This window comes from Sedimentibacter sp., from assembly GCF_032080165.1.
Lineage (GTDB): Bacteria > Bacillota > Clostridia > Tissierellales > Sedimentibacteraceae > Sedimentibacter.
This window is the reverse complement of the sequence record NZ_DAMASY010000007.1, coordinates 88,620-114,904: the sequence shown is the minus strand read 5'-3', so window position 1 is coordinate 114,904 and position 26,285 is coordinate 88,620. Positions and strand designations below refer to the sequence as shown.

Genomic DNA, 26,285 nt, shown 5'->3' with positions numbered 1-26,285 from the left:
TTAGCAAAGTATCTTTTCGTTATCAATACTTTTTTGTAAATTCCTATGAGATTCCTCACTAACGTTGGAATGACATATTGCATTCTCATCATTTCAAATGGGTAGCTAAAAATTCCCTGTTTATCTCTTCCGGTACCAAGCTTCCTCCTGTTGCCCAGCTTATATGAGTTGCATTTTTCATTTTATCTCTCAATTGATGTTTATTTATATAATCTTTTCCTGCTTCGGATTTTTCTATTTCTATTACTCCTTCAAATCCGGCACATGCAGACGGTTCAATATCTATATGTTCAGAATCATGCAGCATTCTCATGTTATCGTATAATTTGTAATCCTCTACGGTGAAAACTCCACCCATCAGATAATCCATCATTCTTCCCACAAGCTTAGAAGGTCTTCCCACCGCCAATCCATCTGCATGAGTTTTTCCATCTATACCAAGATCCTGAACGCTTATATCGTTATGAAGTCCGGTTGCCATACCTATTAACATTGCAGGTGCATGAGTAGGCTCTACAAAGAAGCAATGTATATCATCCTTATAAATTGATTTTAACCCGTATGTTATTCCTCCCGGCGCTCCTCCTACTCCGCAAGGCAGATAAACAAACAACGGATTATCCTTATTTACTGAAATATTCATATCATCTAATTGTTTTTTCAATCTTCTTGCAGCAACTGCGTATCCTAAGAACAGATTCATTGAATTCTCATCATCTACAAAATAGCTCATAGGGTCTTGGTCGGACATCTTTCTTCCTTCTTCCACCGCCTTGGAAAAGTCGCCGTCATATTCTACAACATGTGCACCCTTGGATCTTAGCAAATCCTTTTTCCACTGCTTTGCATCAGATGACATATGTACTATTACATTAAACCCTAATGCTGCTGAGGTAATGCCTATACTGAGTCCTAAGTTGCCTGTTGAACCCACTTGAATTTTATATTGACCGAAAAAATCCTTAAATCTTTTTTCTGCCATAATTGAATAATCGTCGTCTTCCTTTAAAATATTATTTTTTAAAGCAAGGGTTTCAGCGTATTTAAGAACTTCGTATATTCCTCCTCTTGCCTTCACAGAGCCGGCTATAGCCAAATGACTGTCCATTTTCAGAAGCAGTTTTCCGGAAATCTGAGTGTCGTATGATGCTATTAATTTCTGTTTCATATTATCTGTTGCTTTTAATGGCGACTCTATAATTCCATGGGATTTTTGCGTTTCAGGAAAGAGAATTTCTATAAGAGGTGCAAACTTATTTAAACGTCTTTCTGTATCATCTATCAATGATGTGTCAAGGTTTATTATTTTTGCAGCTTCTTCGTATTGCGTATTTTTAGGATTAATCCATAAAACTTCCTTTAACTCGGAAACCTCTTTTAAAATTTCATTATTGTTTATTAATTCAGGATTTTTCATTCGCTCCTCCTTGTATGTATATGTCATCCTGAGCGTATCTTCCTCTCAGGATGACATAATTGTTAATTTTTAATAATTATATCACAGTATTTCCGGAAGTTATATTAAAATTTCTTCGGTTGTAGATATTATTTCAGCTGATTTTATTTCGATTAAATCGCCTTTTTTAGTTTCAAATACATTTTTCGCAATTATATTATCCATAACTGCTCTTACCTCAGCTTCTGTCAATCCATCTCTTGGTTCGTCAACTGTTAATGAGGTTGTTGCTCCGTCTAAGGTTTTAAATGTCATCAATAACCTTTTTGCCATATTATCACCCCTTTATTATAGATTTTGTTAGGGCTCGGCATAGTGCAGTCGAGCGTCATAATAGGTTTAGAGCTTAGTCCTCAATCTCGTTTAATAGCTGATGCTCTTCCAGGCGAACAAGATTTACTAACGGGTATTCTTGAAGCTGTGATAGCTCAATACCTAAGCTATACACATCTTCGTTATCTGCTGTTGCCTTAATGTTTGAATAGGTCTTATTTTTGATGATATCTTTATCGTTTTCGTCTGTGCCTGCGTTGTAGAATAATTTTAATTTTGAATTAGCTTGATTAACTATAACTGCCATCTTATCACCTCCACATGTACTATATAGCATTTTATAGCCGATTATATTGATTTTATTTTTAAAAAATGATAAGATATGCAAAACAAAGCAACTCAAGAGGTACTAATGAACAAGTCGTTGGCAAAAGGAATAGCTTCGATTATAAAAGAAATAGGATATACAGATTATATATGCAGTGTTAAATATGTAATTTTTTTTGTATCCAAAATTCTTTATGATATAAAAGCTTCAGGAAATGGTATTTTAACCCAAGGTTATGCTAATTACAGAAATACCCCGAGTTTTTACGGTGATAAACCGAATGTTTTTAAGGAGCATATAAAATTTAACTTGAATGATAAAAATACCGAAGAAAAAATATTTAATTTAATTTCATTAAATATAGATAAAATTTCAATGTACAGTCCTGCTGAACTATATGAAGATTTGCTGACTTTTAGGGAAAAGAAATTGTTGGGACAAGTGTATACACCTTATGAATTAATTAATAAGATGCTTTCTCAAATATTTCGTATAAAGGGTATAAACAAAAAATTAAGAATTCTTGATCCTTCCTGCGGAGGAGGTTACTTTCTTACAGAAAGCTTTAAAAGAATTAAAAGTAAGTTAAATGATGAAGACGACAAATATATAATTGAAAATATGCTTTATGGTATCGATATAGATGATTTTTCTATATTCTTAACAAAAATGAGCATTCTTTTCATCAGTGACAGCTCTGATGTACACTTTAATATATATAATTTGGATTTTCTTATTAATGATATTAACTTAGGTGATTTTGACATTATTGTCGGAAATCCTCCCTATGTGGGCCATAAGAATACATCAGCCGAATATAAAAAAGGTTTGTATGAAAAATATTCTGATGTTTTTTATGATAAAGCGGATATTTCCTACTGCTTTTTTCAAAAGGGTAAATCATTGCTAAAATATAACGGTATCCTATCCTTTATTACCTCAAGATATTTTTTAGAGGCACTTTACGCTGATAGATTGAGAGAATATTTAAAAGAGAATTTCAGTATTGTATCTCTGTCCGATTTTAGCGGAAAAACGACTTTTAAAAATGCTATGGTAAGCCCGACCGTTATAACATTATTTAATTTGGCTGGGAACAATAATCAATTTTCATACGTCAAATATATTAATGATGAAATTGAAAGCTTTCTTTACGATCAGGATAAGCTTAAAAATACCGGATGGACTATTTTAAAGGATGCAGACGAACAGCTGTTTAACAGAATTAACGCAATTTCCAATACTTTCATAAAGGATGTCTGCAGTATAAGACAGGGAATAATAACCGGCTTGGACAAAGCTTTTATTGTGGATGAGGAAATTATCAAAAATTATAATATCGAAGAAAATTTACTCAAGAAATGGATTAAAAACAGTAACATATCAAAATCAGATATTAAATATAATAATCTATACTTAATTTACACAAATTTGATAGATAATGAAAAAAATTATCCAAATACAATCAATTACTTGTCCCGGTTTAAGGAGAAACTGTCAAACAGACGAGAATGTAAAATTGGATATCGTAAATGGTATGAACTCCAATGGGGTCGTATTCAATCTGATTTTGAGAATCCAAAAATAGTTTTCCCATACAAGTCCAAGAGCAATAATTTTTGTTATGATGAAGAAGGTTACTTCTGCAGCGCAGATGTTTACTTTATGAATAATTTAAGAGATAATATCAATCATCAGTATTTACTGAACTATTTAAATTCCAATGTATTTGAATTCTATTTCAAATGTGTTGCTAAAAAAGTAGGAAGCAATCTTTATGAATATTATCCCAACAAATTAAATAATGCAAAATTATATTTACCCCTTGAAAGTCATGCGCAAAATATATCTGATTTAGGAAAAATTAGTATTGAATTATTCCTGAAAAAGATGTTTAATATAACTGAAGAGGAGGTAAATATAATTTATAAATATAATGAAAAAAGGTGATGACGCATATTGAACAAATTTATTAAGCTATTATTATTAATTACTATTTTTAATGTGTTATCCATTCAACCAGCATTAGCAAAAACAGTGTATTATGATACATATAATCACTGGGCGGCAAGCGATATTGATTTTGCTTCTAACACCTTAAATGTTTTTAAGGGCTATGGTGATTTTACTTTCAGACCTGAAAATAATATCACCAGAGCCGAATTTATAACCATTTTAGCAAAAACAGCTTATAGTCAAAAACAAATGAATGAGGTTTACACAAGTGACATGTCTTATAGCGATATGTCCGATAAGCATTGGTCTTATACATTTGTAATATCAATGTATGAACGTTTGAAATCAAATAAGGATTATTCATTCTACGATGTTTTTAAGGGATCTGATTTTTATCCGGACAGACCGATTACAAGAGAAGAATCAGCAGCTCTCTTGGCAGTCTTCAATAAGGAAACAATATATGACAATAATCTTAATTTTAAGGATGTAAGTACTAATAACAAATATTATAACGAAATAAAACGGCTTTACAATTCGGGAATTATTTCGGGATATGAAGACGGAACCTTTAAAGGAAGCAACAATATTACAAGAGCAGAATCAGCAGCATTGATAAACAGAGTTTATCAAGACATTAAAACAAGCGACAGCAGCAAATATTTAAACAAAATTGAATTCATGCCTATCAAAGGTGAAGACATGTACTCATATTTTGAAACATATAATTGGAGCAATGCCACTGCTGACGACAGGAAATTTATTAAAGCTAAGGATACTTTAGAGTATGTGTCCTACGGCGGATTAATTTTCCCTGAGGATGCTCATCTTTATGATTTGAATGCAGTTGAAACAATGGCTGCTTTACGTTCAAACGGTTACTACAATGTAGCGGGCACAAATTTTTACATGATTACTTTCGGTAAATATTCAGATGAAGAAAAATCCAAATTTGCTGATGAATTATTAGCAAATATAATTACAAGAAATGATTTGAATGATTCTGAACTAATGCAGATTTTTACCGTGGTAAGCAAGTATAACGTTAAAGAAGATTTATATATGGGAGCATTGGAAAAATGGTATAATTTAACCACAAATAACAATGCCAAAGCAAATATTTTATTTTACAGGTATACTTATTATATTAAAAACAACAATAAAGAAATGCTTAGGACCTTAGTGTTTGATGATTTGAAAAAGTCAAACGACATACCTTCTCTTTTAAATATAAAATGGGACTTAACAGCAGGTTCTGAATTAGTTGATTTCAGAGATTACAGCTTCGGCAAGTACAGTTATTCACTTTACAAGGACACAAACTTCCTGAAATACACGTCCGGAGTTAATGCATTAAATAAAAGCTTAAGAGTTGTTGAACTTATAAATCTTTTAATGATTGAAAAAGCAGAAAAGCCATCAACACTTGGCTTAATTGAATACGAAGGTATTTTTAGCAAATACTCTTTGAATCGTCTCTATGTATTAAATTTTATAGGTGAATACGAAAGAGCATTTGTAGAAGGTATCAATGATTATGATATCATCAAGACATTTAATATTTATAAAACAAATAAGAGTGCTATTGATGATATGTATATCGGTATACTGAAAAATGTTAAAAATTAAAATGAGATCCCTCACTTCGTTCAGAATGACAATTCTGTCATCCCGAACGAAGTGAGGGATTTTCTTTTATTTTACATTCAATCTTACTATTTCAACTAAAAGCTCTACCACTCTTTCCATTGACTGTACTGGTATATACTCATATCTGCCGTGAAAATTATGTCCGCCTGTACATAGATTAGGGCACGGAAGACCCATATAAGACAATCGCGCTCCGTCTGTTCCTCCCCTTATAGGCACTATAACCGGTTTTATTTCTAAATTTTCCATAGCTTTTTTTGCTGTTTCAATTATATGCATATGGGGCAATATTTTTTCTTTCATATTGTAATAGGAATCTGTCAACTCAACCTTAACAATACCCGCACCATACTTTTCGTTAAGGTAGGAAGCAATTTTTTCAATTCTTTCTTTTTTTTCATTAAACTTTTCAAGGTTGTGATCTCTTATAATATAATGCAAATTAGTTTTTTCCACTTCACCGTGTATATCGGTTAAATGATAAAAACCCTCATATCCGTCAGTGTTATCCGGGGTTTCTCTCACAGGAAGCATATTTTGAAACTCCATGGCAATTAATATAGAGTTTACCATTTTATTTTTGGCGCTTCCGGGATGAATATTAACTCCGCTTATTTCTATTTTGGCACTTGCTGCATTAAAGTTTTCGTATTCTAATTCTCCCAATTTGCCGCCGTCAACCGTATAAGCAAAATCCGCTCCGAATTCTTTTACATTAAACAATTCTGCACCATTTCCCACTTCTTCGTCAGGAGTAAACCCAATTTTTATTTCACCATGTTCTATATCCGGATTGTTAATAAAAAATTCAGCCATGGACATTATTTCGGCAATACCTGCCTTATTGTCCGCACCCAATAAAGTAGTACCATCGGTAACTATCAAATCATTACCTGCATAATCCAATAAATGCTCGAACATTTCTGTCTTCATAACAATATTTTTCTCTTCGTTTAATACGATATCCTTACCATCATAATTATGTACTATTTTAGCTTTTATATCATTTCCCGGCATATCGGGAGATGTATCCATATGGGCAATAAATCCAATAACAGGTATATCCTTATCAATATTTTTCAGTAATGTTCCGTAAACATATCCGTTTTCATCCATGTACACATCTTTAATACCTATTGCTTTCATCTCCTCAACTAAATAACGTGCTAAATCCTTTTGCTTTTCACTGCTTGGTATTTTATCAACGTCAGGAACTGATTGCGTATCATATTTTACATAGTTTAAAAATCGTTCGTGTACTTTCATTATATATTCCTTTCTTTTTCGGTTTTTGGGGACGGTTCTTTTCGTTTCCTCCCCCGCAGCTCTTGAATTTATATTTACTATATTATATAATTAATGGAATGATAAAACAATTAAAATATTTGGGAGGGTAAAATGGATTTCTTAAAAGAAGGATATAAGGTTAAGGCTTCAACCATAATCAAGAATCTTCAAAAAAGATTTATGGAAGGTTACTATGTTGATACAAAAGAGGAAGCTATAGAAAAAGTCATGTCATTGATTAAGCAGGACGACGTTGTTGGCTGGGGCGGTTCTTATACTATAGATGAATTAGGTATAAAGAAGCTTCTTGAGGAAAAGCAAATTTCAGTTATAGACAGAGATAAGGCAAAATCTCCTGAAGAAAGAGTTAAGCTTATGAAACAGGCATTAACTTCAGATGTTTTCTTAACAAGTACCAATGCTGTCACAATGGACGGAGAATTAGTAAATATAGATGGTAACGGCAACAGAGTAGCTGCTCTATGTTACGGTCCCGACAGCGTAATCGTTGTTGCAGGTATGAACAAGGTTGTCACAGAGTTAGATATGGCTGTAAGAAAGATACGTCTTGATGCAACAGTTCCTAATGCTTTCAGAACAAATTCACAGCCACCATGCCGCATAACAGGTAAATGTTCAGAATGCACTATGAAGGACACATTGTGCGGTCAAATAGTAATCACAAGAATGTGTAAGCCGCTAAACAGAATTAAAGTAATATTAGTTGGAGAAGGTTTAGGATTTTAGGACATTAGATGAGCAGTTGGTTAGAAATTGATTGACGATAGATTTAAGAGCGCTTAAGCGCTCTTTTTCTACTGCTAATCTATTGTTTTTCAGGTTCTTCGTATGTTTCACCGAAAGTATCGACTGTTACTTTTTTTAACTTGACGTCATTAACGGGTTTATCTCTGTAATCTGTTTCTGTATTAGCAATTTTATCTACTATATCAAGTCCTTCCATAACTTTTCCGAAAGCAGCATATTGTCCGTCTAAATGAGGGGATTTCTTGTGCATTATGAAAAATTGTGATCCCGCTGAGTTAGGATTCATAGCTCTCGCCATCGAAAGAATTCCTGCATCATGCTTCAAATCATTTTTAAATCCATTGGATGTAAATTCTCCCTTTATGGAATAGCCGGGTCCGCCTGTTCCTGTTCCGTTAGGGTCTCCTCCCTGAATCATAAATCCGTTGATAACTCTGTGAAAGATTATCCCGTCATAATAGTTTTTATTAATTAACGAAATAAAATTTCTCACTGTATTGGGAGCAATTTCAGGATAAAGCTCTGCTTTTATTATATCTCCGTTTTCAAATTCAAATGTTACTATTGGTAATTTCATATGTCCTCCTCCATAAATTAGGGACATTTCTCCTATCCACAAAAACTTTCTCTGACATAAAGAGATGTGTCCCTTTTCCTTGTAATGTTATCATTTACTATACTTTACACTAATATGCAAATAAATTCAAGGATATTCGGAAGTCATAAAAACAAAATATTTTTTTTAACATATGCAGTTGTAACAAGTATTGTATATACGAATATATTAAAGTAAGTTATAGAAATAATAAGGAGGTTATATAAGCATGAAATGCTCAAATAAAAATGATGTGCTTGGAACAGGCGGCATAGCTGAAAGATGCTGTGTTGGTCAATCCGGATGTGATTGGGACGGCACTTTAAGAAACGTTGTAACAGAACCAATTTATGTACAAAAAGTTTATGATGCTGTATTATTTAACTTACAAGGATTAAAAACAGCTCCAAATACTTGTTTTGAACCAGATTTAGGTTGCGGAACAAATATCATAAGAATAGCTGATATTAGATGCAGAAAATTTTTCAACCCTGATAACATTAATGATGAATGCAACTTGAAAATTAACCCGAATACGGAATTATCCGGCGGACAGTTCGTTAAGAAAGAAGACGGCAGCGATTTTAAAGTTGTTGGACCGGACGGTACATTAAGCGAAAAATTAGTTTGGGTTGATACAGAATTTTGTGATGAAGAAAATCGTGGAACTCCTGTATTTGGTACTCAAAACATAGAAGTTTCAGGATGCGTAGAAATAGAATTGGATTTAGTTGTAACTCCATGTAATTCTGACAATGAAAGTATAATTACATTGACTGCTGTTGTTGAAATAGCAGACAAATGCAATCCATTAGTATTAACTAATTTCTTTGAAATATGTGTACCATCAGTATTTGATACTGCATTCTTGCCAAGATTTACTGAATTCTGCAACTTAGATTGCATAGTTCGTCTTGCTACAAATAGCATTCAAAGAGACTTTACTCTTGACCCAAGAACTGGTCAATTAGCAGTTAACCTAATAATTTCATTATGTATTTCTTGTGAAAAGAAAATAGTTGTTCCGGTTCAATTGTGTGTGCTTAGCACAGGATTTGTACAATTAGCACCAGAGCAAGCAGCTCTTTGCCCGTCATTCCCACGATTGTTCCCAAGGCAAATAGATGAAAATTCTGTTGGTGGAACAGGTGGCGTATGCAGACCAAGAACTCAATCAATGGAAGATTAAGCAGACGACCCAAATTTTAATTTGGTGTCGGTCGCTTATACTGTAAGTGAAAGCAGACGACCCAATCTGAAACTTTAAAAAACCTGCGCAATGCAGGTTTTTTTATTTGAATTTAAATGTAAAGGTTGTTCCTTTGTTTTGTTCGCTAATAACCGATATGTCAATATTATGTCTTAAAGCAATTTGTTTCGCTATGGTAAGCCCAAGTCCTGTGCCTTTTTTATTTTCTACAGTTTTAACTCGATAATACCTATCAAATATATATGGTAAGTCTTCTCTATGAATTCCTATACCTTCATCTCTTATATTTATCTTTTCTCCATCAAATTGAACATGTATTTTACTGTTAGAATATGAAAATTTAATTGCATTTTCAATTACTATAAGAAACATCTGTCTTAACCTGCCATAGTCGCCGTTTATTACGTATGCATCATCTTTAAAACTGTATTCTATCTCTATTTCTTTATCCTTTGCAATACTATGACCACTCCTTATTGCATCCTTTAAAACGTCACATATATTAATTTCTTGCATTTCTATTTTAAAATCTGTGTTCTGCAATCTTGAAAGCTCTAAGAGATCATTTACTAATCTTTCTAAGTTTTTGCTTTCACTAAGCATCTGCCTATGATATTCCTTAACTGATTCAGTATCTTCTATTATACCATCATTAAGTGCCTCTAATGAGCCCCTTATAACTGTTACAGGTGTTCTTAGTTCGTGAGAAATGTTAGTTATAAAATCTTGTCTCTGCTTTTGAAGCTTTTCACTTTCTTGACTGGCACTTTTTAACCTATCGCTCAATTCATCGATTGTTCCTGCAAGCTCCCCTATTTCATCCTTAAGTTTTACCCCGGTCTTTACTTGATAATTTCCTTCTGATAAAAGTAATGCTGTAATATTGATTTGTTTTAATGGTTTTGTAAAGGTTAATGCCAACACAACAGATAATATAAATGATAATATAAGTGCTGTTATAATACTGAATACTAATATTTTATATCCTTCACTTATGGCATCGTCTACACCCTTAACAGGTGAGTGTAATAGCAAGGCACCTATAACCTTATTGTCTATTTTAATGGGAGTTCCCACAGTTATGGTAGGAGTATTCAACAACTGACTAAATCCCTGGCTAAACGTTGTATTTCCATTAAATACACTCTTAACCACCACATCAGCATCCGCAGGAAGGTCTTGATAAATGTATTGCATATGTGACATTGTTCCTATTGTCAACAAATTCAAATTTTCATCTACAACCCACGCATCTGCCAATGCAATAGTATCTAAATTCCTAAAGTACGCACCGAGTCCTCCCTGCATCATCATTCCCATGCCTCTTCCCCTAACCATATTGCCTAAATTTAATCCTGTACCATCAGTTAATCGAGAAATTGTTTCAGCAATAGTAATAGCTCGGTTTTCTAAATTCTTTTTATGAATTTCTACTGCGTTACTTTTAAATAAATTACCAAAGATTATGCCTACGATAACGGATAAAATAAGAAGCACCACAGAAAAATATGCTGTTAATTTTACTGCAATTTTATTTTTCATCATCCTTCACCTCAAACTTATAGCCCACTCCCCATATAGTTTTTATATCCCAGTTATCATGTTCAAATTCATCAATCTTAGAGCGCAGTCTTTTAATATGGGAATCTACAGTTCTGTTGTCTCCGTAATAATCATATCCCCACAAACTGTTAAGCAGATTATCTCTTGTAAAAACTTTATTTTTAGCGTTAGCTAATGTCCATAAAATTTCAATTTCCTTTTTAGTCAATGATATATTATTATTGTCAATAGTAACTTCATAATCATCCATATTGATTTTTAAATTATCAAAGGATAAAATCTGTCCATTCTTTTGTTCATTGTCTCCAATCCTTCTCATAATGGCTCTTACCCTTGCCATTACCTCTCCCGGAGAAAAAGGTTTCACAATATAATCATCTGCACCTATGTCGAGACCCATTATTCTTTCAAAGTCCTCTCCTCTTGCTGTGATCATAATAATTGGTACGTTTGACTTTTTACGTATTTCACGACATACCTCAAATCCATCCATTTGTGGCATCATAACGTCTAACAAAATAATGTCGGGATTGTACATATTATATAAATCTAAAGCTTCAACACCATTATAAGCAATTTTAGCATCGTATCCTTCAGATTTGGCATATTCTTTTAGTATTGATGTTATCTGTCTGTTATCATCTGCAATTAGCATTAATGCCATATGAATCACCTCTTTTTGTATTTATATTACCATATGGTAATATAAAATTGTGACAAATTTATGTTATTTATAATTTAAATATCATATTTTTTTTATATAAATGACATAATTTTGCCACAATTGTTCTTTATAGTGTACATATAAACAAATTATTAAATGGAGGTTTAAAAAAATGAAAAAATTTAGTAAAACATTAGTTATCGCGTTGGTGTTGTTTGCTTTTGCAGCCGCATCATTAACAGCTTATGCAGTTACCTTTAGCAATCCGGTAGAAATAATTTCAAATCTCACTGGGAAATCTGCAGAAGAAATTACAAATCTAAGATTTGATTCAGGTAAAACTTTTGGAGCAATCGCAGCTGATGAAGAAAGGTTGGAAGAATTTAAGGAAGAAATGCTTGAATACAAAAAATCTTTCTTGGATGAAAAGGTCAAGGAAGGTGTTCTTACTCAAGAAGAAGCTGATGAGTATTATAACAGAATACTTGAAAGACAGGAAAATTGTATTGGTACCGGTGGTAGAAGCATCGGATGCGGATTCGGCGGAAGAGGCATGGGCGGCTTAGGACAAGGAAGAGGCATGGGCAGAAACTGGCAGTAAAGCTATGGGAGATCCTTCACTACGTTCAGGATGACACGTTGTTTGTGTCATTCTGAGTATTAGCTTAGGAATCTCCCTTTTGCACTGTCTTATTTTTTCAGATTTTCCTTTTCTATATCACACATTCCTTTTTCTATTAACCGAAGGTTTACTGATTCTTCAATAATAGTTTTAATCAGTACAACTGCAGGAACTCCCAATACCATACCGGGAATCCCGAATAAATTACCTGCAACGGTTACTGATGTAATAATCCAAAATGGGCTGACCCCCACGTTTTCGCCTACAATTTTAGGGTCAAGAATATTAGCATCCAATTGCTGAATAACTATAATTATAATCAAAGCAGCAAGTGCCTTTGTCGGATCTAAAAAAAACGATACTATTATTACAGGCACAGAACCGATTATCGGTCCAAAGAAAGGTATTATATTGAAAAAGCCTATGATTGTACCCATTAACGGTGCATATGGAACCTTGAATAAATAAAATGCAATAACACATACAATTCCTACTATTGCAGAATCTAAAAGCTTGCCGTTTAAAAAAGATTTGAAAATTTTATTTGACTGACTGAATACGGTAAGTATTTTCTTTGAGTTTTTTTCATTAAAATAAGCATAAATAAATCTTCTTCCTCTTGCAAGAATATCTTCTTTTTCAACAAGCATATAGATATTAATAATAAAGCTTGTAATTACCGTAAATGTGCTTGTGCCTATATTTCTTAAAAATCTCATTAAAATATTTGACATATCTATAAGCAATCTATTAATTGTATTTTTTACGGACTCACTTGCCTGTAAAATGTAATCTGTCAGAAAATCTATATATCTGCTGTCAATTTTACCCTTAAGATTATTAATAATCTCAACAATGTCAACATTCCCGTCCATTATAAAATTGACTATATTGTTTATATTGTCAACGATTTGCGGCACTACCTTATATACTATGAAGCTTAAAAGCCCGATTAAAATTATACAGGCAAGAAGTATCCCCTGTGAGCGTCTTACTTTGAGCTTTCTTACAAAGAAGTTAACCGCAGAGTCTAATAAATAAGCCATTATAAGCGCGTATATTACCGGCTTAAAAGAATTCGTTATCCACACAAAGGTTTTTGGGCTGAATACAATCAACAATATAATAAAAACTATAAATAAAATCGGTAACGATATTTTTAATATGCTTTTGTTCTTTTCTATAATTTTCTCCCCCTACTACATTATATGAGCTTGACCTCTGTACACTACGCCTAATTTACCGTTCACAGTGAGAAGCTCTCCGTCCTTTATTTTTGTTGTGCAGCCTTCAGCGCCTACAACTACTTCTTTACCTAAATTGAGCCCGGCAATGAATGCATGTGAAGTTAGTCCGCCCTCTTCAACTATAATGGCTGAAGCCGAAGCAATAAAATCAACCACATCCTTATCTGTCGCACTCATTACTATAATGTCTCCGGGTTCAAATTTTTCTTTTAAATCTGCAGCATTTTTTGCCACTCTTGCTCTGCCTATTATTGTTTCCTTTCCAACTCCAACCTTTTTATATAGCAGCTCGCTTACAATGTGAACCTTCAATAAATTAGTACTTCCGGAAATCCCTACAGGTACACCGGCAGTAATAACTATCAGATCACCATTTTTGATATACCCTAACTCCAATGCTCTGTTTACAGATTTATCTATAATTTCATCAGTTGAATTCATTCTGCTTATTTTTATCGGATAAACACCCCAGTACACTGACATTTTGCGCATTACTCTTTCATGTTCTGTCGCAGCAATAATAGGCGCAATTGGTCTGTATTTTGAAACTGCCGCTGCGGTATAACCCGAAGATGTTGCGGAAATAATTGCTGAAGCGTTTAAATCCAAACATGTCCTGCATGTAGCATAGCTTATTGAATCTGTTATACCGTTTTCAAATTTAACGTTTTTGTTTTGTAAAATTTCCTTATAATTCAATGAGTTTTCTATCATCACCGCTATTGTTGACATTGTTTTTACCGCCTCTAAAGGATAGCTTCCGGATGCTGTTTCACCGGATAGCATTATGGCATCCGTACCTTCAAATATGGCAGTTGCAACGTCTGAAACTTCAGCTCTTGTAGGTCTTGGATTTCTCATCATTGAATCAAGCATTTGCGTTGCTGTTATAACCGGTTTTCCCGCATCATTACACTTGCTTATCAATGTTTTTTGCACAAGAGGCACTTCCTCCGCAGGTATTTCAACTCCCAAATCTCCTCTTGCAACCATTATTCCATCTGACACTTCAATTATTTCATCTATATTTTCAACACCTTGCCTGTTTTCTATTTTAGAAATAATCATTATGTGATCGGCATTTTCTTCTTCTAAAATTCTTCTTATTGATATAACATCATCGGCTTTTCTGATAAATGAAGCAGCAATATAATCCACATCATTTTCTATACCAAACTTAATGTCTTCTATATCTCTTTTTGTCAGAGCAGGTAAATTTATTTGAACGTTAGGTACATTTACACCTTTTTTGTTTTTAATAATACCTCCATTTTTAACAATACATTTTAAATCAGTTTCATTTATTATTTCTACAACTTTTAATGATATTAGTCCGTCATCTATTAATACAGTATCTCCCTGTCTTACATCCTTTGCAAAATTTCCGTATGTTAAGCTGATTATATCTTTATTACCAAGAAGCTCTCTTGATGTAAGTACAATATCCTGTCCTTCTGTCAGCTCTGCCTGACCGAATTCAAAGTCTCTTGTTCTTATTTCAGGTCCCTTTGTATCAAGCATTATAGCTGTTGATGTTCCTAAATCTTGCCTGACTTTCTTAATAACATCTATTTTTTGTTGATGTTCTTCATGATTTCCGTGCGAAAAGTTTAGCCTTGCTACATTTAAACCATTCACTACTAATTGTCTGAATATTTTTTCGTCCTGCGATGAGGGTCCTATGGTGCATACTATTTTTGTTTTTCTCATGTATTTCAACTCCCTTAATAACAATTGACTATCAATTGATTTGCTATTGATTTGCTATTGATTAGCTATTGATTAGCTATTGAATTTTGTTTATATTCTTTGTAATTATATATTCTAACCGCTAAATCATGTATTCTTTTATTAATTTCGTTATATTGTTGATTTTTGATATATAATTCATATGTATCCCCCTCTATCCATCGCTTATCTATCGTCTATCAATTGCTATATTGATAGTATTTTTGTTAATTCGTATGTCTCTCTGTCAAATGCTCTTTTCATTGAAAGTGCTTCTTCTATATCCATGTAAAATATTTCATTGCCTTTAACGCCGATAACCTTATTGAAATTTTCACAGCATAATAATTCCACCGCTTTTGCACCCATTTGACTGCCTATTAATCTGTCATATGCAGAAGGCGTTCCTCCCCTTTGTGTATAACCTAATACTGAATATCTGGTGGTAATACCTGTTATTTTTTCTATTTGCTCACTTATATCCTTGGCATCCCCTGCTCCCTCTGCAAGCAAAACAATGCTGTGCTTTTTACCTCTGGCTCTTCCCTGCATTATCTTATCACATACTTCATCTATATTATTCTCAACTTCCGGAATAATAACCATTTCGGCTCCTCCCGCAAGACCTGCATAAAGAGCGATGTCTCCGCAGTTCCTGCCCATAACCTCAATTACATTAGTTCTGCTGTGAGATGATGAAGTATCTCTTATTTTTTCCACTGCTTCCAATACAGTTGTAAGTGCGGTAAAAAATCCTAATGTATATTGTGTGTATGGAAGATCATTGTCGATTGTTCCCGGAATACCGACAACGGGTATTCCTACCCTGCCAAGTGCCAAAGCACCGTTCAAAGTTCCGTCGCCGCCTATTGTAACGAGTCCGTCTATACCTAAATATTTTATATTTTTAAGTGCTTTCTGAAATCCCTCTTCTTCAATAAATTCTTTGCTTCTTGCACTGCCTAATACGGTGCCTCCTCTGTGAATTATATCGGCAACAGAAGAAAGGTTCATTTCTACGCTATCCCCTTCTACCAATCCTCTGAATCCGTTTTTTATACCAACTATATTAATATTATTATAAATTCCAAATCTTACAACTGCTCTGATTGCAGCATTCATGCCAGGTGCATCTCCACCGGCAGTAAGTACACCAATTTTTCTCATACAAACCTCCATTTACGATTGTAATTCTATTGTTCTCCTATTGCTCCCTTATTGCAATATTTTTTTCTCCTAATAAACCTTTCAAATCGTTAATTAAATTTTCATTGTCTATATTTACCCAACTATTGGCGGGTAAAACCATATTTGCTTTTTCTTGACTGTTATAGATTATAACACAATCGCTGCCCGGACACTTACAAATATTTTTAAAAAGCTCATTTTTTATTTTTTTATATGCTTCAGTATTGTCAATCTTCAAATACAATTTTCTTTGCTTTTTAGTTTCTGAATTTATATCTTCCTTTTTTAGCTCGGTTATTTTATTGCAAATAATTTTAGGTGCTTCTTCTTCAGAGGCATCGATTATTCCTTCAACGACAACTATATTGTCTTCATATAAAATATCCTTACAATTTTCGTAAATTTTAGGAAAAACTATTCCCTCCACAGCACCGTACAAATCCTCCAAGGTTATGAAAGCCATCATATTGTTATTTTTAGTTATTTTATTTTGTTTTTTTACAATTATTCCACCAATAACAATTCTGCTTCCGTCCTGAATCTTTGCATTGCTTTCATGAGAGTCCTTTAGCTCAATAATTTCACTTGTATTTGTGGTTGCTATTTTTTCAAGCTCCTTTTCATATTCAGACAATGGATGACCGCTTAAATACACTCCTACCATTTCCTTTTCCATAGTAAGCAGTGCTTTCTCATTATATTCGGAAATCTTAGGCATTTCTTCATCTGAAGTCATATTCAAATCCTGTGAAATTATATCATCAAATAATGAAAATTGACCTTCCACATTTCTTTTTTTCTGGTTTATAATCGAATCTATGGTTCTTTCGTATATTGCCATGAGCTGTGACCGGTAAACCTTTAAAAAGTCAAATGCTCCGCATTTTATTAATGATTCTATTTGTCGCTTGTTTAAAACACTTTGATCTACCTTGGTGCAAAAATCCGTAAATGATGTAAATTTACCCTTTTTTTCTCTTGCATCAACTATTTCCGCAATAACATTTGATCCGACATTTTTAACTGCGGCAAGACCAAATCGAATTTTTCCATTTTCCACAGTGAATTTATTACAGCTTTCATTAACGTCAGGAGGCAAAATTTCAATTCCTAAACGCTTGCACTCTCTGATGTATAATGAAACAGTACCTGTACTGCCCATGATGCTTGATATTAAAGCCGCCATAAACTCTACAGGATAATAATGCTTAAGCCATGCAGTTTCATAAGCCAAGGCTGCATAAGCAACGGAATGTGCTTTAGGGAAGGCATACTTTGCAAACTCAACCATTAAATCATATATTTCATTTGAGGTCTTTTCATCAACACCGTTATTTACAGCTCCAAGTATTGCCGGTTCCCCATTTTCAGATGGTTTGCCGTAAATGAAGTTTTTTCTTTCTTCAAGCATAACGCTCATTTTTTTCTTTCCCATGGCACGTCTTAACAAGTCCGAGCGCCCCATGGTAAATCCGCCTATATCCCTTACTATCTGCATAACCTGTTCCTGATAAACCATGCAGCCATAGGTAACATTCAGTATATCTTCTAATTTCGGATGCAGATATTTGATTTTTTCAGGATTCTGTCTGTTTTTTACATATACCGGAATTTGTCCCATCGGTCCCGGTCTGTACATGGCGTTGGCTGCCACTATATTTTCAAATTCTGTCGGTTTTAACTCGGTTAAAAAAGCTCTCATGCCCGTACTTTCAAACTGGAATATCCCTAAAGTTTCTGCGGCTGCAAACAGCTTATATACTTCCTTATCATCATATTGACAATTATCGAAATCTACCTTAATACCATGATTTCTTTCAATTAATTCAATAGTATCTCTTATAACTGTCAATGTCCTGAGTCCTAAGAAATCCATTTTTAATAAACCCAGTTCCTCTAACTCTATCATATTAAACTGAGTTGTTATTACATCCTTGTTTCTTGAAAGAGGAACGTATTCTGTTACATCTTCTTTTGAAATCAGCACACCTGCAGCATGGGTCGATGCATGACGAGCAAGCCCCTCTACCTTAAGTGCTAAATCAATAAGCTTTTTAACCTTTAAATCTCCTTCATAGGATTCTTTCAGTTCATTGTTTATTTCCAAAGCACCGTTGATAGTCATACCTATGCTTATAGGAATTTTTTTAGCTGTTAAATCAATATCTTTGTAGGGTAAATCCAAAGCTCTGCCTACATCTCTGATGGCTCCTCTTGCTGCCATGGTACCGAATGTTATGATTTGTGCTACCTTTTCATTGCCGTATTTTTGCTTAACATATTCTATAACTTCCTCTCTTCGTTCATAGCAAAAATCCACATCTATATCAGGCATGCTTATTCTTTCAGGATTCAAGAACCTTTCAAAAATCAAATTATGTTTTAACGGATCTATATTGGTTATTTTCATAGAATAAGCAACCAGGCTTCCTGCCGCCGAACCTCTGCCCGGTCCAACCATTATATTATTATCTTTTGAATATTTAATAAAATCCCAAACAATCAAAAAATAATCCACATATCCCATCTGCTCGATGATACTTATTTCATAATCTAATCTTTTTTGAATTTCATCATCTATATTTTTATATCTTTCCCTTAAACCCTTCTGACATATTTCTCTGAAAAATTCTGTCTTTGTATAGCCCTCAGGAACTTTGAACTCAGGCAAATGAACTGTATCAAAATCAAGCTCAACATTGCAGCGCTCAGCTATTAAAGCTGTATTTGCAATTGCTTCTTCAGGAAAAAGCTCTGACATTTCCTCATATGATTTTAAATAAAATTCATCCGACGGGAATTTCATTCTGTCTTCTTCGTTAACGGTTCTTTGCATTTGAATGCATAAAAGTACATCATGAAAATATGCATCATCTTTGTTTATATAATGAACATCGTTGGTTGCAACCAATTTTACTCCTGTTTCCTCACTCATCTTAAGGAGACCTTGATTCACTTTCTTTTGTTCTTCCATGCCATGATCCTGCATTTCAAGAAAAAAGTTATCTTCTCCGAATATATCTTTATACATAAGACAGGTCTTAAGTGCCTGCTCATAATTATTGTCTAATAAATATGACTGTACCTCTCCTGCCAGGCATGCGCTTAACGCAATAACACCCTTGCTGTATAACCTCAAGGTTTCATGGTCTACCCTTGGTTTATAGTAATATCCGTCAACAAAACCGGCAGAACATAGCTTAATAATATTTTTAAACCCATCATAATTTTCTGCAAGCAGGACCAAATGGTATTGATTTTTGTCAAGCTGAGAATCCTTGTCCGTCATTTTTCTTGGTGATATATATGCCTCAAAACCAAGTATTGGTTTTATGCCTGCTTTTTTTGCAGCTTTAAAAAACTCAACAACTCCATACATGCAACCATGATCAGTAATGGCCAATGAAGTCATGTTAAGCTCTTTTGCTTTATCTATTAATTCTCCTATTCTGCAAGCCCCGTCAAGCAAGGAAAATTCAGTATGTACATGTAAGTGCGCAAATTTGTTTTCCATAGTTCTTCCTTCTTAAATAAAATTAAATAAGTCCGTATGCAACTATTCCTATTACACCTGTAGCCAGCATAACCATAATGGGGTCTAATTTATATTTTCTTAAGACAACCACACCAATAATAATTAGGATTATTGACAGAAAATTCAGATCGCTTAAGTTCATATTCATAAGGGTACCCCCTTCTGTTTTGAATACAGCCAGCAAAAGTATCGATAATCCTGCTGAAGCAATTAATGATACGACAGCAGGTCTTAAACCCTTTAATACGCCCTGAATAGTTGATAAATTTTTATATTTAAAATAAAAATAGGATAATATTAAAACTATTATGCAGGATGGCGTTACACAACCGATTGTTGCGACTATAGCACCTGGCAGACCGGCAACCTTTGTTCCTACAAATGTTGAAGCGTTTAAAGCAATCGGGCCGGGAGTCATTTGCGAAATTGTAAGTAAATCTGCGAATTCTTCCATCGTAAGCCATTTGTGTACCTCTAACACCTGATGTTCAATTAATGGTAGTGCTGCATAACCTCCTCCAATGCTAAATAATCCAATTTGGAAAAAGCTAATAAAAATTTCTAACAAAATCATTGTTGTTTTCCTTCTTTATATAAATTGTAATAAAAAACCCCAAAGGCACCGCTTAATATAATTATTAATGCAGCGTTAATATCAAATATAACTGCTGCTATAAAGGTTGTAATCATTACAGCCATTGATATTTTATTTTTGCTTTTAACAATATCTCTTACCATTTTAATTATTACGTCAATTATTACAGCCGCAACCCCTGCTCGCATACCTAACAACAGTGCATTTGCTATTTTGTTTTCTTTAAAAGCAGCATAAAACTTTGCTATAACAGTAATTATTATTAAAGGAGGAAGAATTGTTCCCAAAATTGTAACGAAAGAACCCATTACACCTCCCAAACGGTAACCTACCATTATTGAAGTGTTCACTGCAATCGGGCCCGGGGATGATTGTGATATGGCTACAAGGTTAAGCATTTCCTCTTCGTCAATCCATTTTAGTTCTTCAACAAATCTTTTTCTCATTAAGGGCACTATAACATAACCGCCGCCTATAGTGAACGCGCTTAATGCAAAAGTTATTTTGAATAATGTCCAATAAAATTTAAGATTTTTTTCCATATCAATACATGTCCTTTATACTACTGATTGAAATCAGCTACATCATCGGTGCAAATATTCTTAAAACCGTTCTTGCTATTTTTCTTATTTTAGAAACATTTCTTAACTGATCCAACGATACCTTCTGGCTTATCTTCAGTGCGTTCAAAGTGTTTTCTTTTACCTGCAGTACACTGTCAGAATTATAAAGCCATACTCCACATTCAAAGTGCAAATATAAGCTTCTATAGTCAAGATTTATGGTTCCGACCACTGCATAGGTGTCATCCACCACAAATGTTTTGCCGTGATTAAATCCCGGAGTATACTCATAAATTGATACCCCCGATTCCAACAGCTCCTCGTAATTAGAACGAGTTACTGCAAATGCATACCTTTTGTCAGGTATATGAGGAGTTATTATCCTTACATCCACCCCTCTTTTAGCTGCTAAGGATAGTGCGACCATCATTTTATTATCTGCTATCAAATAAGGTGTTTCTATGTATATATATTTTTGTGCTTGATTAATTAAATTCATATAGACAGCTTCGCTTACATGCTCATCGTCTAATGGACTGTCATCAAAGGGCTGAACAAATCCGCAGCATCCTATTTCACCTTCTGTATCCTTCGGCATAAATAAAGAATAATCTTCCTCTTCTTTTCTTAAATAGCTCCATACGGAAAGAAACATTACCGTTAAGCTCCATACCGCATCGCCTTCTATTTTGATTGCACAGTCTCTCCAATGTCCGAATTTTTCAATTTTATTGATATATTCATCCGCTATGTTTACACCTCCCGTAAATGCAACCTTTCCGTCTATAACCGCAATTTTTCGATGGTCTCTGTTGTTTAAACGGATTGACATGATAGGTATGATGGGATTGAACACACAGCACTTAATTCCCATTGTCTCAAGCTTTTTATTATATCTGAGCGGTAATTTAAACGAGCCGCCAAAATCGTCATATATGACACGTACTTCAACGCCCTGTCTTACCTTATCTATTAGTACATTTAGAATTGTATTCCACATTAAACCTTCTTCTATGATAAAAAACTCTAAAAATATGTACTTTTCAGCTTGCTTCAATTCATCTATCAAGCTTTCAAAGAAGCTTTCCCCAGAAGGGAGTAACTCTGTATAAGAATTATTGTAAACAGGGCACATCGTATATTTTTCAATATATTTCGCCTGATTATATGCAATATTGTTATCCTCAAACAACATTTGAACAGTTTTTTCATTTTGGCTTAAGCACTCCTTCATCTTTTCAGAAATAAGGGTCATGCTTTTTTTCATCCTGCTTGAAAGACCCGCCCCACCGGACATCAGGAAAAATAAACCTCCGAAAATAGGAAACAGCATGATGGGTATGATCCATGCAATTTTATAAGCAGGGTCACTTTTACTGTTTAAAATATAAATGACCACCAAAATACTTATAAGCATAAACAAAAAGTTAAAAATAAAAAGATAATTGCTAAAGCTATCAATTATAACCACGAATGTTAATATTTGGGCTAAAATTGAAAGCACTACAAATGTTACCCTGTTAAATAGTATCCTGAGTATACTTTGCATAAAAAACTCCTGTTAAAAAACAAATCTTTTATATGCTATTGTATCAAAATTTCATATAAATGTAAATAAAGAGCCATAAAAAAAAGACCGCCTGACGACGGTCTCATATTTCTTTAGTTTAATACGTTTTGAAGTATTTTTTCCTTATGAGATTCACCATGTTTTCTGATGAACCATGCATATCCTAAGCATGCTACTGCAGCAAGAATCATTGAAGCCATGTAGCTTGATGGATCTAATCCTAATCTTTCGTCTAACTTCAATCCTATTGGTGCATGGAAAATGAAGCTTAATGTTACGAAGAAGTAGAACATTCCCGGAATTAAAGATACCAAGTAATTCTTTCCCGTAATATACAAGTAAACTGCAATTGTTCCTAAAGCAAATGTAGCAACAAATTGGTTTGTAAATGCAAAGTATCTCCAAAGAATATTAAATCCTTCTGGGCTTGATTTTGCATAATAAAGAACGAATAATGCCGGTACAAAAAGACAAGCTGTAGTTATAATTCTCTTCATAGGAGCTTTTTGGTCAATGTTAAATTGTTCAGAAACCATTAATCTTAATGATCTGAATGCAGTGTCTCCTGAAGTTATAGGAAGAACTATAACACCTACGATAGCGATCATACCGCCTATTGGTCCTAAGAATCCTTTAGAAACCAATCCAACCATCAAAGTTGGAGCTGTAGCTAAATCTGTACCTTTTCCGAATATAACCATTGCACCAGCTGCCCATGCCATAGCTATAAAACCTTCAACCAACATCATGTTAAAGAATGTCATTTTACCTTCTTTTTCACTCTTAACTGTTCTTGAAATTAAAGTAGCTTGTGTTGCGTGGAATCCTGACATGATACCGCAGGCAACAGTAATAAAGAATGTAGGTATAAAAGGAAGTCCGCCCGGATGTTGTTTAAATGGGTTAGTTGCATATGATAAAGCAGTTAAGTTTGCACCGCCATCTATTAATACTCCTATAAATATTCCTATCGCTGACAATATTAAGAATCCGCCAAATATTGGGTAAACTCTACCGATGATAGCATCTATCGGGAATAATGTAGCTATTAAGTAGTATAGGAATATACCGCCGTAAACTATCCAAGTAGTAGGATTATCTACTGCTGCTGCTTGGTTAAGAACTTGAGTAACAATTAAATCTCCAGGTGTATAAACGAATACAACGCCAACTAAGAACATTAATATCCATAAGAAGAAGTTATAAACTTTTATTACATTGTTACCTAAATATTTTCTGATAATTTTTGGCATCTGTGCTCCGCCGTTTCTCATAGATATCATTCCTGAGAAATAATCATGCATAGAACCCGCAAGTATACATCCTATAGGAATAGTGATGAATGCTATAGGTCCGAACAGAATACCTTGAATTGCTCCGAATATAGGGCCTGTACCTGCTATATTTAGCAATTGAATTAATGAATTTTTCCAACTTTTCATTACGACGAAGTCTACTCCGTCAGCTTTAGTAATTGCCGGTGTTTCCCTGTCATCAGGACCGAAAGTTTTTTCACAGAAATTTCCGTAAAAATAACCACCAACAACAAGAACTATAAGTCCGATTAAAAATGTTGTCATGTTTAATTCCTCCTGTCAATTAATAACAACTATGGATATACGGAATTTGAAATTTCAACTAAATGTTAGATAAATAAAAGATAAAATGATAACTAAGGAATACTAACATTATGTTATTAATTTTTAAATGCCTAAACCCATAAATGGATTGTAGCACTTTCGATAAATTTAGTCAAATTATTTTTCATTTTGACAAAATAAAAAATCTCTCTTATGAAATCTATAAGAGAGATTTTTAAATTATATTTTCTTAACTTGATTTAGAAGTATCACTCAGTTCGTCTTTTTTAAATACTATTGAATAACCTTCTTTTGCAAGAATTAATGCCAGTATGAACAATAATACTGGGAATATTACCAAAATGTAGTTTCCTGCTGCTAAGTTTGATTTGATTAAGAATACTAATGCTGTTAATGTAACAACCAACATGAATATCATTGGTATGGTTAGCATATGATAATTCTTTCCTGTTTTCTTTAACCAAACTGCTACTGCTAATAAAGATAATGCTGCCAACAATTGATTTGCTGAACCGAATATAGGCCAAATTTTAGCATATCCGCCTGCTGCAAGGTATCCGCCTATTAAAACAGTAATTGCAGTTGAAACATACATATTTGAGAATATTGGTTTTTTCTCACTTTCAGGATTATCAAAGAATTCCTGGAATATAAATCTGCCAAGGCGAGTTGCAGTATCCAAGCTTGTTAAAGCAAATGCTGAAACTGCTAAAGCAACAAAGGATTTACCTATATCAAAAGGTATACCAAACTTAGCCATAAAAGTACCAACACCACTTGAGAATACATTTACCGGTCCGCCCTTTAATAATTCTGTTAACTCTCCGTTTGATATATATGCTGCTGTAATAAGTGCTACAACTGCCAATACTCCTTCTATAAGCATTGCACCGTATCCAACAGATTTTGTAGATTTTTCATTATCTACTTGTTTAGATGTTGTACCTGAACCAACTAATGAGTGGAAACCTGAAATAGCTCCGCAGGCTACGATTACAAACAGCATTGGGAACATCCATTGTCCGTTAACATCAAATGCTGTCACAGCCGGCAACTGAATAGACGGTCTGTAAACTAATAAACCGATTACTGCTCCAGCTATCATAGCATACAACAAGAAGGAATTTAAATAGTCTCTTGGTTGAAGTAATATCCACACAGGAGCTGTTGAAGCTGCAAAAATATATACCATCAATATAATAATCCATGTATTTACGCTTAAAGAAATAGGGAAAAGATATCCTAAATATACAGCTGCAAACAGCAATACCACGCCAACAACAGTTCCTGCTGCTAAGGATACACCTTTTCTGTATACTAAATAACCAAATATAATTGCCAATACAATAAACATCAAAGAAGATGAAGCTGCTGCCGGAACTGATGCAAAGGTACTTGCAACAATATTAGTAAAAGCTGCAACAACTAATAGTAATGTAAGCCATGCGAAAACTGAGAATAATTGCATTCCTCTTTTTCCCATATTTGTATGTATTACTTCACCTATTGATTTTCCTTTGTGACGAACGGATGCAAATAATGAACCAAAGTCATGAACTCCACCTACAAAAATACTTCCGATAACAATCCATAGAAATACCGGTACCCAACCAAATATCGCTGCCTGAATGGGTCCATTGATTGGTCCTGCTCCGGCTATAGATGCAAAGTGATGTCCTAAAAGCACAGCCGGTTTTGCCGGAACGTAATCAACACCATCATTGATTTCATATGCCGGTGTTTTTCTGCCTGGGTCTACACCCCATTGTTTAGCTAACCAAGCACCATATGTTACATAAGCAATAATAAATACTACAATACTAACAATAACAAGTAGCAATGCGTTCATAATTATTCCTCCTTTTTAATAAAATAAAACGATTGCA

General features: G+C 33.9%; 21 protein-coding genes. 5 read left to right on the top strand and 16 right to left on the bottom strand.

What is annotated here, in order from left to right:
• Window positions 1–88 precede the first annotated feature (88 nt).
• From dsdA to RT412_RS11260, 3 genes are all read right to left on the bottom strand, one after another.
• Window positions 89–1,417, bottom strand: coding sequence for a D-serine ammonia-lyase (gene dsdA, locus RT412_RS11270; RefSeq protein WP_313344812.1), 1,329 nt, complete (start codon window positions 1,415–1,417; stop codon window positions 89–91).
• Window positions 1,418–1,516: 99 nt separating this feature from the next.
• Window positions 1,517–1,729: a DUF2922 domain-containing protein gene (locus RT412_RS11265; protein WP_313344809.1), complete on the bottom strand. Its 213-nt coding sequence runs from the start codon at window positions 1,727–1,729 to the stop codon at window positions 1,517–1,519.
• A 73-nt stretch (window positions 1,730–1,802) separates the two neighbouring features.
• Window positions 1,803–2,036 carry a DUF1659 domain-containing protein gene (locus tag RT412_RS11260; RefSeq protein WP_313344807.1) on the bottom strand — a complete coding sequence of 78 codons (234 nt, stop codon included), beginning with the start codon at window positions 2,034–2,036 and terminating at the stop codon, window positions 1,803–1,805.
• Between the two features lie 105 nt (window positions 2,037–2,141).
• Here RT412_RS11260 and RT412_RS11255 point away from each other — a divergent pair, with 105 nt between their 5' ends.
• Window positions 2,142–4,007: an Eco57I restriction-modification methylase domain-containing protein gene (locus RT412_RS11255; protein WP_313344804.1), complete on the top strand. Its 1,866-nt coding sequence runs from the start codon at window positions 2,142–2,144 to the stop codon at window positions 4,005–4,007.
• A gap of 9 nt (window positions 4,008–4,016) precedes the next feature.
• Window positions 4,017–5,642, top strand: a complete 1,626-nt coding sequence (locus RT412_RS11250; RefSeq protein ID WP_313344801.1) for an S-layer homology domain-containing protein — start codon at window positions 4,017–4,019, stop codon at window positions 5,640–5,642.
• Between the two features lie 66 nt (window positions 5,643–5,708).
• On the opposite strand, the gene pepT is transcribed toward RT412_RS11250, so the two are convergent.
• Window positions 5,709–6,932 (bottom strand): peptidase T, encoded by a 1,224-nt coding sequence (gene pepT, locus RT412_RS11245; RefSeq protein WP_313344846.1) that lies wholly within the window; start codon window positions 6,930–6,932, stop codon window positions 5,709–5,711.
• Between the two features lie 129 nt (window positions 6,933–7,061).
• Here pepT and RT412_RS11240 point away from each other — a divergent pair, with 129 nt between their 5' ends.
• Window positions 7,062–7,697, top strand: coding sequence for a lactate utilization protein (locus RT412_RS11240; RefSeq protein ID WP_313344799.1), 636 nt, complete (start codon window positions 7,062–7,064; stop codon window positions 7,695–7,697).
• A 79-nt stretch (window positions 7,698–7,776) separates the two neighbouring features.
• Here the strand turns inward: RT412_RS11240 and RT412_RS11235 are convergent, their stop codons facing one another.
• The gene (locus tag RT412_RS11235) at window positions 7,777–8,295 is read right to left on the bottom strand and encodes a peptidylprolyl isomerase (RefSeq protein ID WP_313344796.1); all 519 of its coding nucleotides are present in this window, start codon (window positions 8,293–8,295) and stop codon (window positions 7,777–7,779) included.
• Between the two features lie 247 nt (window positions 8,296–8,542).
• Between RT412_RS11235 and RT412_RS11230 the strand changes: the two genes are divergently transcribed.
• Window positions 8,543–9,502 carry a hypothetical protein gene (locus RT412_RS11230; RefSeq protein WP_313344793.1) on the top strand — a complete coding sequence of 320 codons (960 nt, stop codon included), beginning with the start codon at window positions 8,543–8,545 and terminating at the stop codon, window positions 9,500–9,502.
• Between the two features lie 102 nt (window positions 9,503–9,604).
• Here the strand turns inward: RT412_RS11230 and RT412_RS11225 are convergent, their stop codons facing one another.
• Window positions 9,605–11,065 (bottom strand): ATP-binding protein, encoded by a 1,461-nt coding sequence (locus RT412_RS11225; protein ID WP_313344790.1) that lies wholly within the window; start codon window positions 11,063–11,065, stop codon window positions 9,605–9,607.
• Entirely contained in the window at window positions 11,055–11,750 is a 696-nt protein-coding gene (locus tag RT412_RS11220; protein ID WP_313344787.1) for a response regulator transcription factor, read from the bottom strand. Before RT412_RS11220 ends, RT412_RS11225 begins: the two co-directional genes overlap by 11 nt.
• A 172-nt stretch (window positions 11,751–11,922) precedes the next feature.
• Here RT412_RS11220 and RT412_RS11215 point away from each other — a divergent pair, with 172 nt between their 5' ends.
• Window positions 11,923–12,351, top strand: a complete 429-nt coding sequence (locus RT412_RS11215; RefSeq protein WP_313344785.1) for a DUF2680 domain-containing protein — start codon at window positions 11,923–11,925, stop codon at window positions 12,349–12,351.
• Window positions 12,352–12,440: 89 nt separating this feature from the next.
• Here RT412_RS11215 and RT412_RS11210 read toward each other — a convergent pair whose 3' ends face one another.
• From RT412_RS11210 to RT412_RS11170, 9 genes are all read right to left on the bottom strand, one after another.
• A complete protein-coding gene (locus RT412_RS11210; RefSeq protein WP_398439335.1) occupies window positions 12,441–13,493 on the bottom strand; it encodes an AI-2E family transporter in 1,053 nt (350 codons plus the stop codon).
• 78 nt (window positions 13,494–13,571) lie between these two features.
• The gene (pyk, locus tag RT412_RS11205; protein ID WP_313344782.1) at window positions 13,572–15,329 is read right to left on the bottom strand and encodes a pyruvate kinase; all 1,758 of its coding nucleotides are present in this window, start codon (window positions 15,327–15,329) and stop codon (window positions 13,572–13,574) included.
• 225 nt (window positions 15,330–15,554) lie between these two features.
• Window positions 15,555–16,514 carry a 6-phosphofructokinase gene (gene pfkA, locus RT412_RS11200; protein WP_313344779.1) on the bottom strand — a complete coding sequence of 320 codons (960 nt, stop codon included), beginning with the start codon at window positions 16,512–16,514 and terminating at the stop codon, window positions 15,555–15,557.
• 37 nt (window positions 16,515–16,551) lie between these two features.
• Complete coding sequence (locus RT412_RS11195) at window positions 16,552–20,049, bottom strand: DNA polymerase III subunit alpha (RefSeq protein WP_313344776.1); 3,498 nt, start codon at window positions 20,047–20,049, stop codon at window positions 16,552–16,554.
• Window positions 20,050–20,071: 22 nt separating this feature from the next.
• Complete coding sequence (locus RT412_RS11190) at window positions 20,072–20,644, bottom strand: chromate transporter (protein ID WP_313344774.1); 573 nt, start codon at window positions 20,642–20,644, stop codon at window positions 20,072–20,074.
• Window positions 20,641–21,207, bottom strand: a complete 567-nt coding sequence (locus RT412_RS11185; RefSeq protein ID WP_313344772.1) for a chromate transporter — start codon at window positions 21,205–21,207, stop codon at window positions 20,641–20,643. Before RT412_RS11185 ends, RT412_RS11190 begins: the two co-directional genes overlap by 4 nt.
• Window positions 21,208–21,244: 37 nt before the next feature.
• Window positions 21,245–22,777, bottom strand: a complete 1,533-nt coding sequence (cls, locus tag RT412_RS11180; RefSeq protein WP_313344770.1) for a cardiolipin synthase — start codon at window positions 22,775–22,777, stop codon at window positions 21,245–21,247.
• Window positions 22,778–22,890: 113 nt separating this feature from the next.
• Window positions 22,891–24,378: a carbon starvation CstA family protein gene (locus RT412_RS11175; RefSeq protein WP_313344767.1), complete on the bottom strand. Its 1,488-nt coding sequence runs from the start codon at window positions 24,376–24,378 to the stop codon at window positions 22,891–22,893.
• A gap of 250 nt (window positions 24,379–24,628) precedes the next feature.
• Complete coding sequence (locus RT412_RS11170; protein WP_313344765.1) at window positions 24,629–26,248, bottom strand: carbon starvation protein A; 1,620 nt, start codon at window positions 26,246–26,248, stop codon at window positions 24,629–24,631.
• Window positions 26,249–26,285 lie beyond the last annotated feature (37 nt).

What these genes read in the sequence shown, in the direction of transcription:
- RT412_RS11220 (WP_313344787.1), bottom strand. Translation starts at nt 11,750, where the DNA reads ATGGCATTAATGCTAATTGCAGATGATAACAGACAGATAACATCAATA.
- pyk (WP_313344782.1), bottom strand. Translation starts at nt 15,329, where the DNA reads ATGAGAAAAACAAAAATAGTATGCACCATAGGACCCTCATCGCAGGAC.
- RT412_RS11185 (WP_313344772.1), bottom strand. Translation starts at nt 21,207, where the DNA reads ATGGAAAAAAATCTTAAATTTTATTGGACATTATTCAAAATAACTTTT.
- RT412_RS11255 (WP_313344804.1), top strand. Translation starts at nt 2,142, where the DNA reads ATGAACAAGTCGTTGGCAAAAGGAATAGCTTCGATTATAAAAGAAATA.
- RT412_RS11225 (WP_313344790.1), bottom strand. Translation starts at nt 11,065, where the DNA reads ATGAAAAATAAAATTGCAGTAAAATTAACAGCATATTTTTCTGTGGTG.
- dsdA (WP_313344812.1), bottom strand. Translation starts at nt 1,417, where the DNA reads ATGAAAAATCCTGAATTAATAAACAATAATGAAATTTTAAAAGAGGTT.
- RT412_RS11235 (WP_313344796.1), bottom strand. Translation starts at nt 8,295, where the DNA reads ATGAAATTACCAATAGTAACATTTGAATTTGAAAACGGAGATATAATA.
- RT412_RS11240 (WP_313344799.1), top strand. Translation starts at nt 7,062, where the DNA reads ATGGATTTCTTAAAAGAAGGATATAAGGTTAAGGCTTCAACCATAATC.
- RT412_RS11230 (WP_313344793.1), top strand. Translation starts at nt 8,543, where the DNA reads ATGAAATGCTCAAATAAAAATGATGTGCTTGGAACAGGCGGCATAGCT.
- RT412_RS11170 (WP_313344765.1), bottom strand. Translation starts at nt 26,248, where the DNA reads ATGAACGCATTGCTACTTGTTATTGTTAGTATTGTAGTATTTATTATT.
- RT412_RS11260 (WP_313344807.1), bottom strand. Translation starts at nt 2,036, where the DNA reads ATGGCAGTTATAGTTAATCAAGCTAATTCAAAATTAAAATTATTCTAC.
- RT412_RS11195 (WP_313344776.1), bottom strand. Translation starts at nt 20,049, where the DNA reads ATGGAAAACAAATTTGCGCACTTACATGTACATACTGAATTTTCCTTG.
- pfkA (WP_313344779.1), bottom strand. Translation starts at nt 16,514, where the DNA reads ATGAGAAAAATTGGTGTACTTACTGCCGGTGGAGATGCACCTGGCATG.
- RT412_RS11265 (WP_313344809.1), bottom strand. Translation starts at nt 1,729, where the DNA reads ATGGCAAAAAGGTTATTGATGACATTTAAAACCTTAGACGGAGCAACA.
- RT412_RS11190 (WP_313344774.1), bottom strand. Translation starts at nt 20,644, where the DNA reads ATGATTTTGTTAGAAATTTTTATTAGCTTTTTCCAAATTGGATTATTT.
- RT412_RS11175 (WP_313344767.1), bottom strand. Translation starts at nt 24,378, where the DNA reads ATGACAACATTTTTAATCGGACTTATAGTTCTTGTTGTTGGTGGTTAT.
- RT412_RS11215 (WP_313344785.1), top strand. Translation starts at nt 11,923, where the DNA reads ATGAAAAAATTTAGTAAAACATTAGTTATCGCGTTGGTGTTGTTTGCT.
- cls (WP_313344770.1), bottom strand. Translation starts at nt 22,777, where the DNA reads ATGCAAAGTATACTCAGGATACTATTTAACAGGGTAACATTTGTAGTG.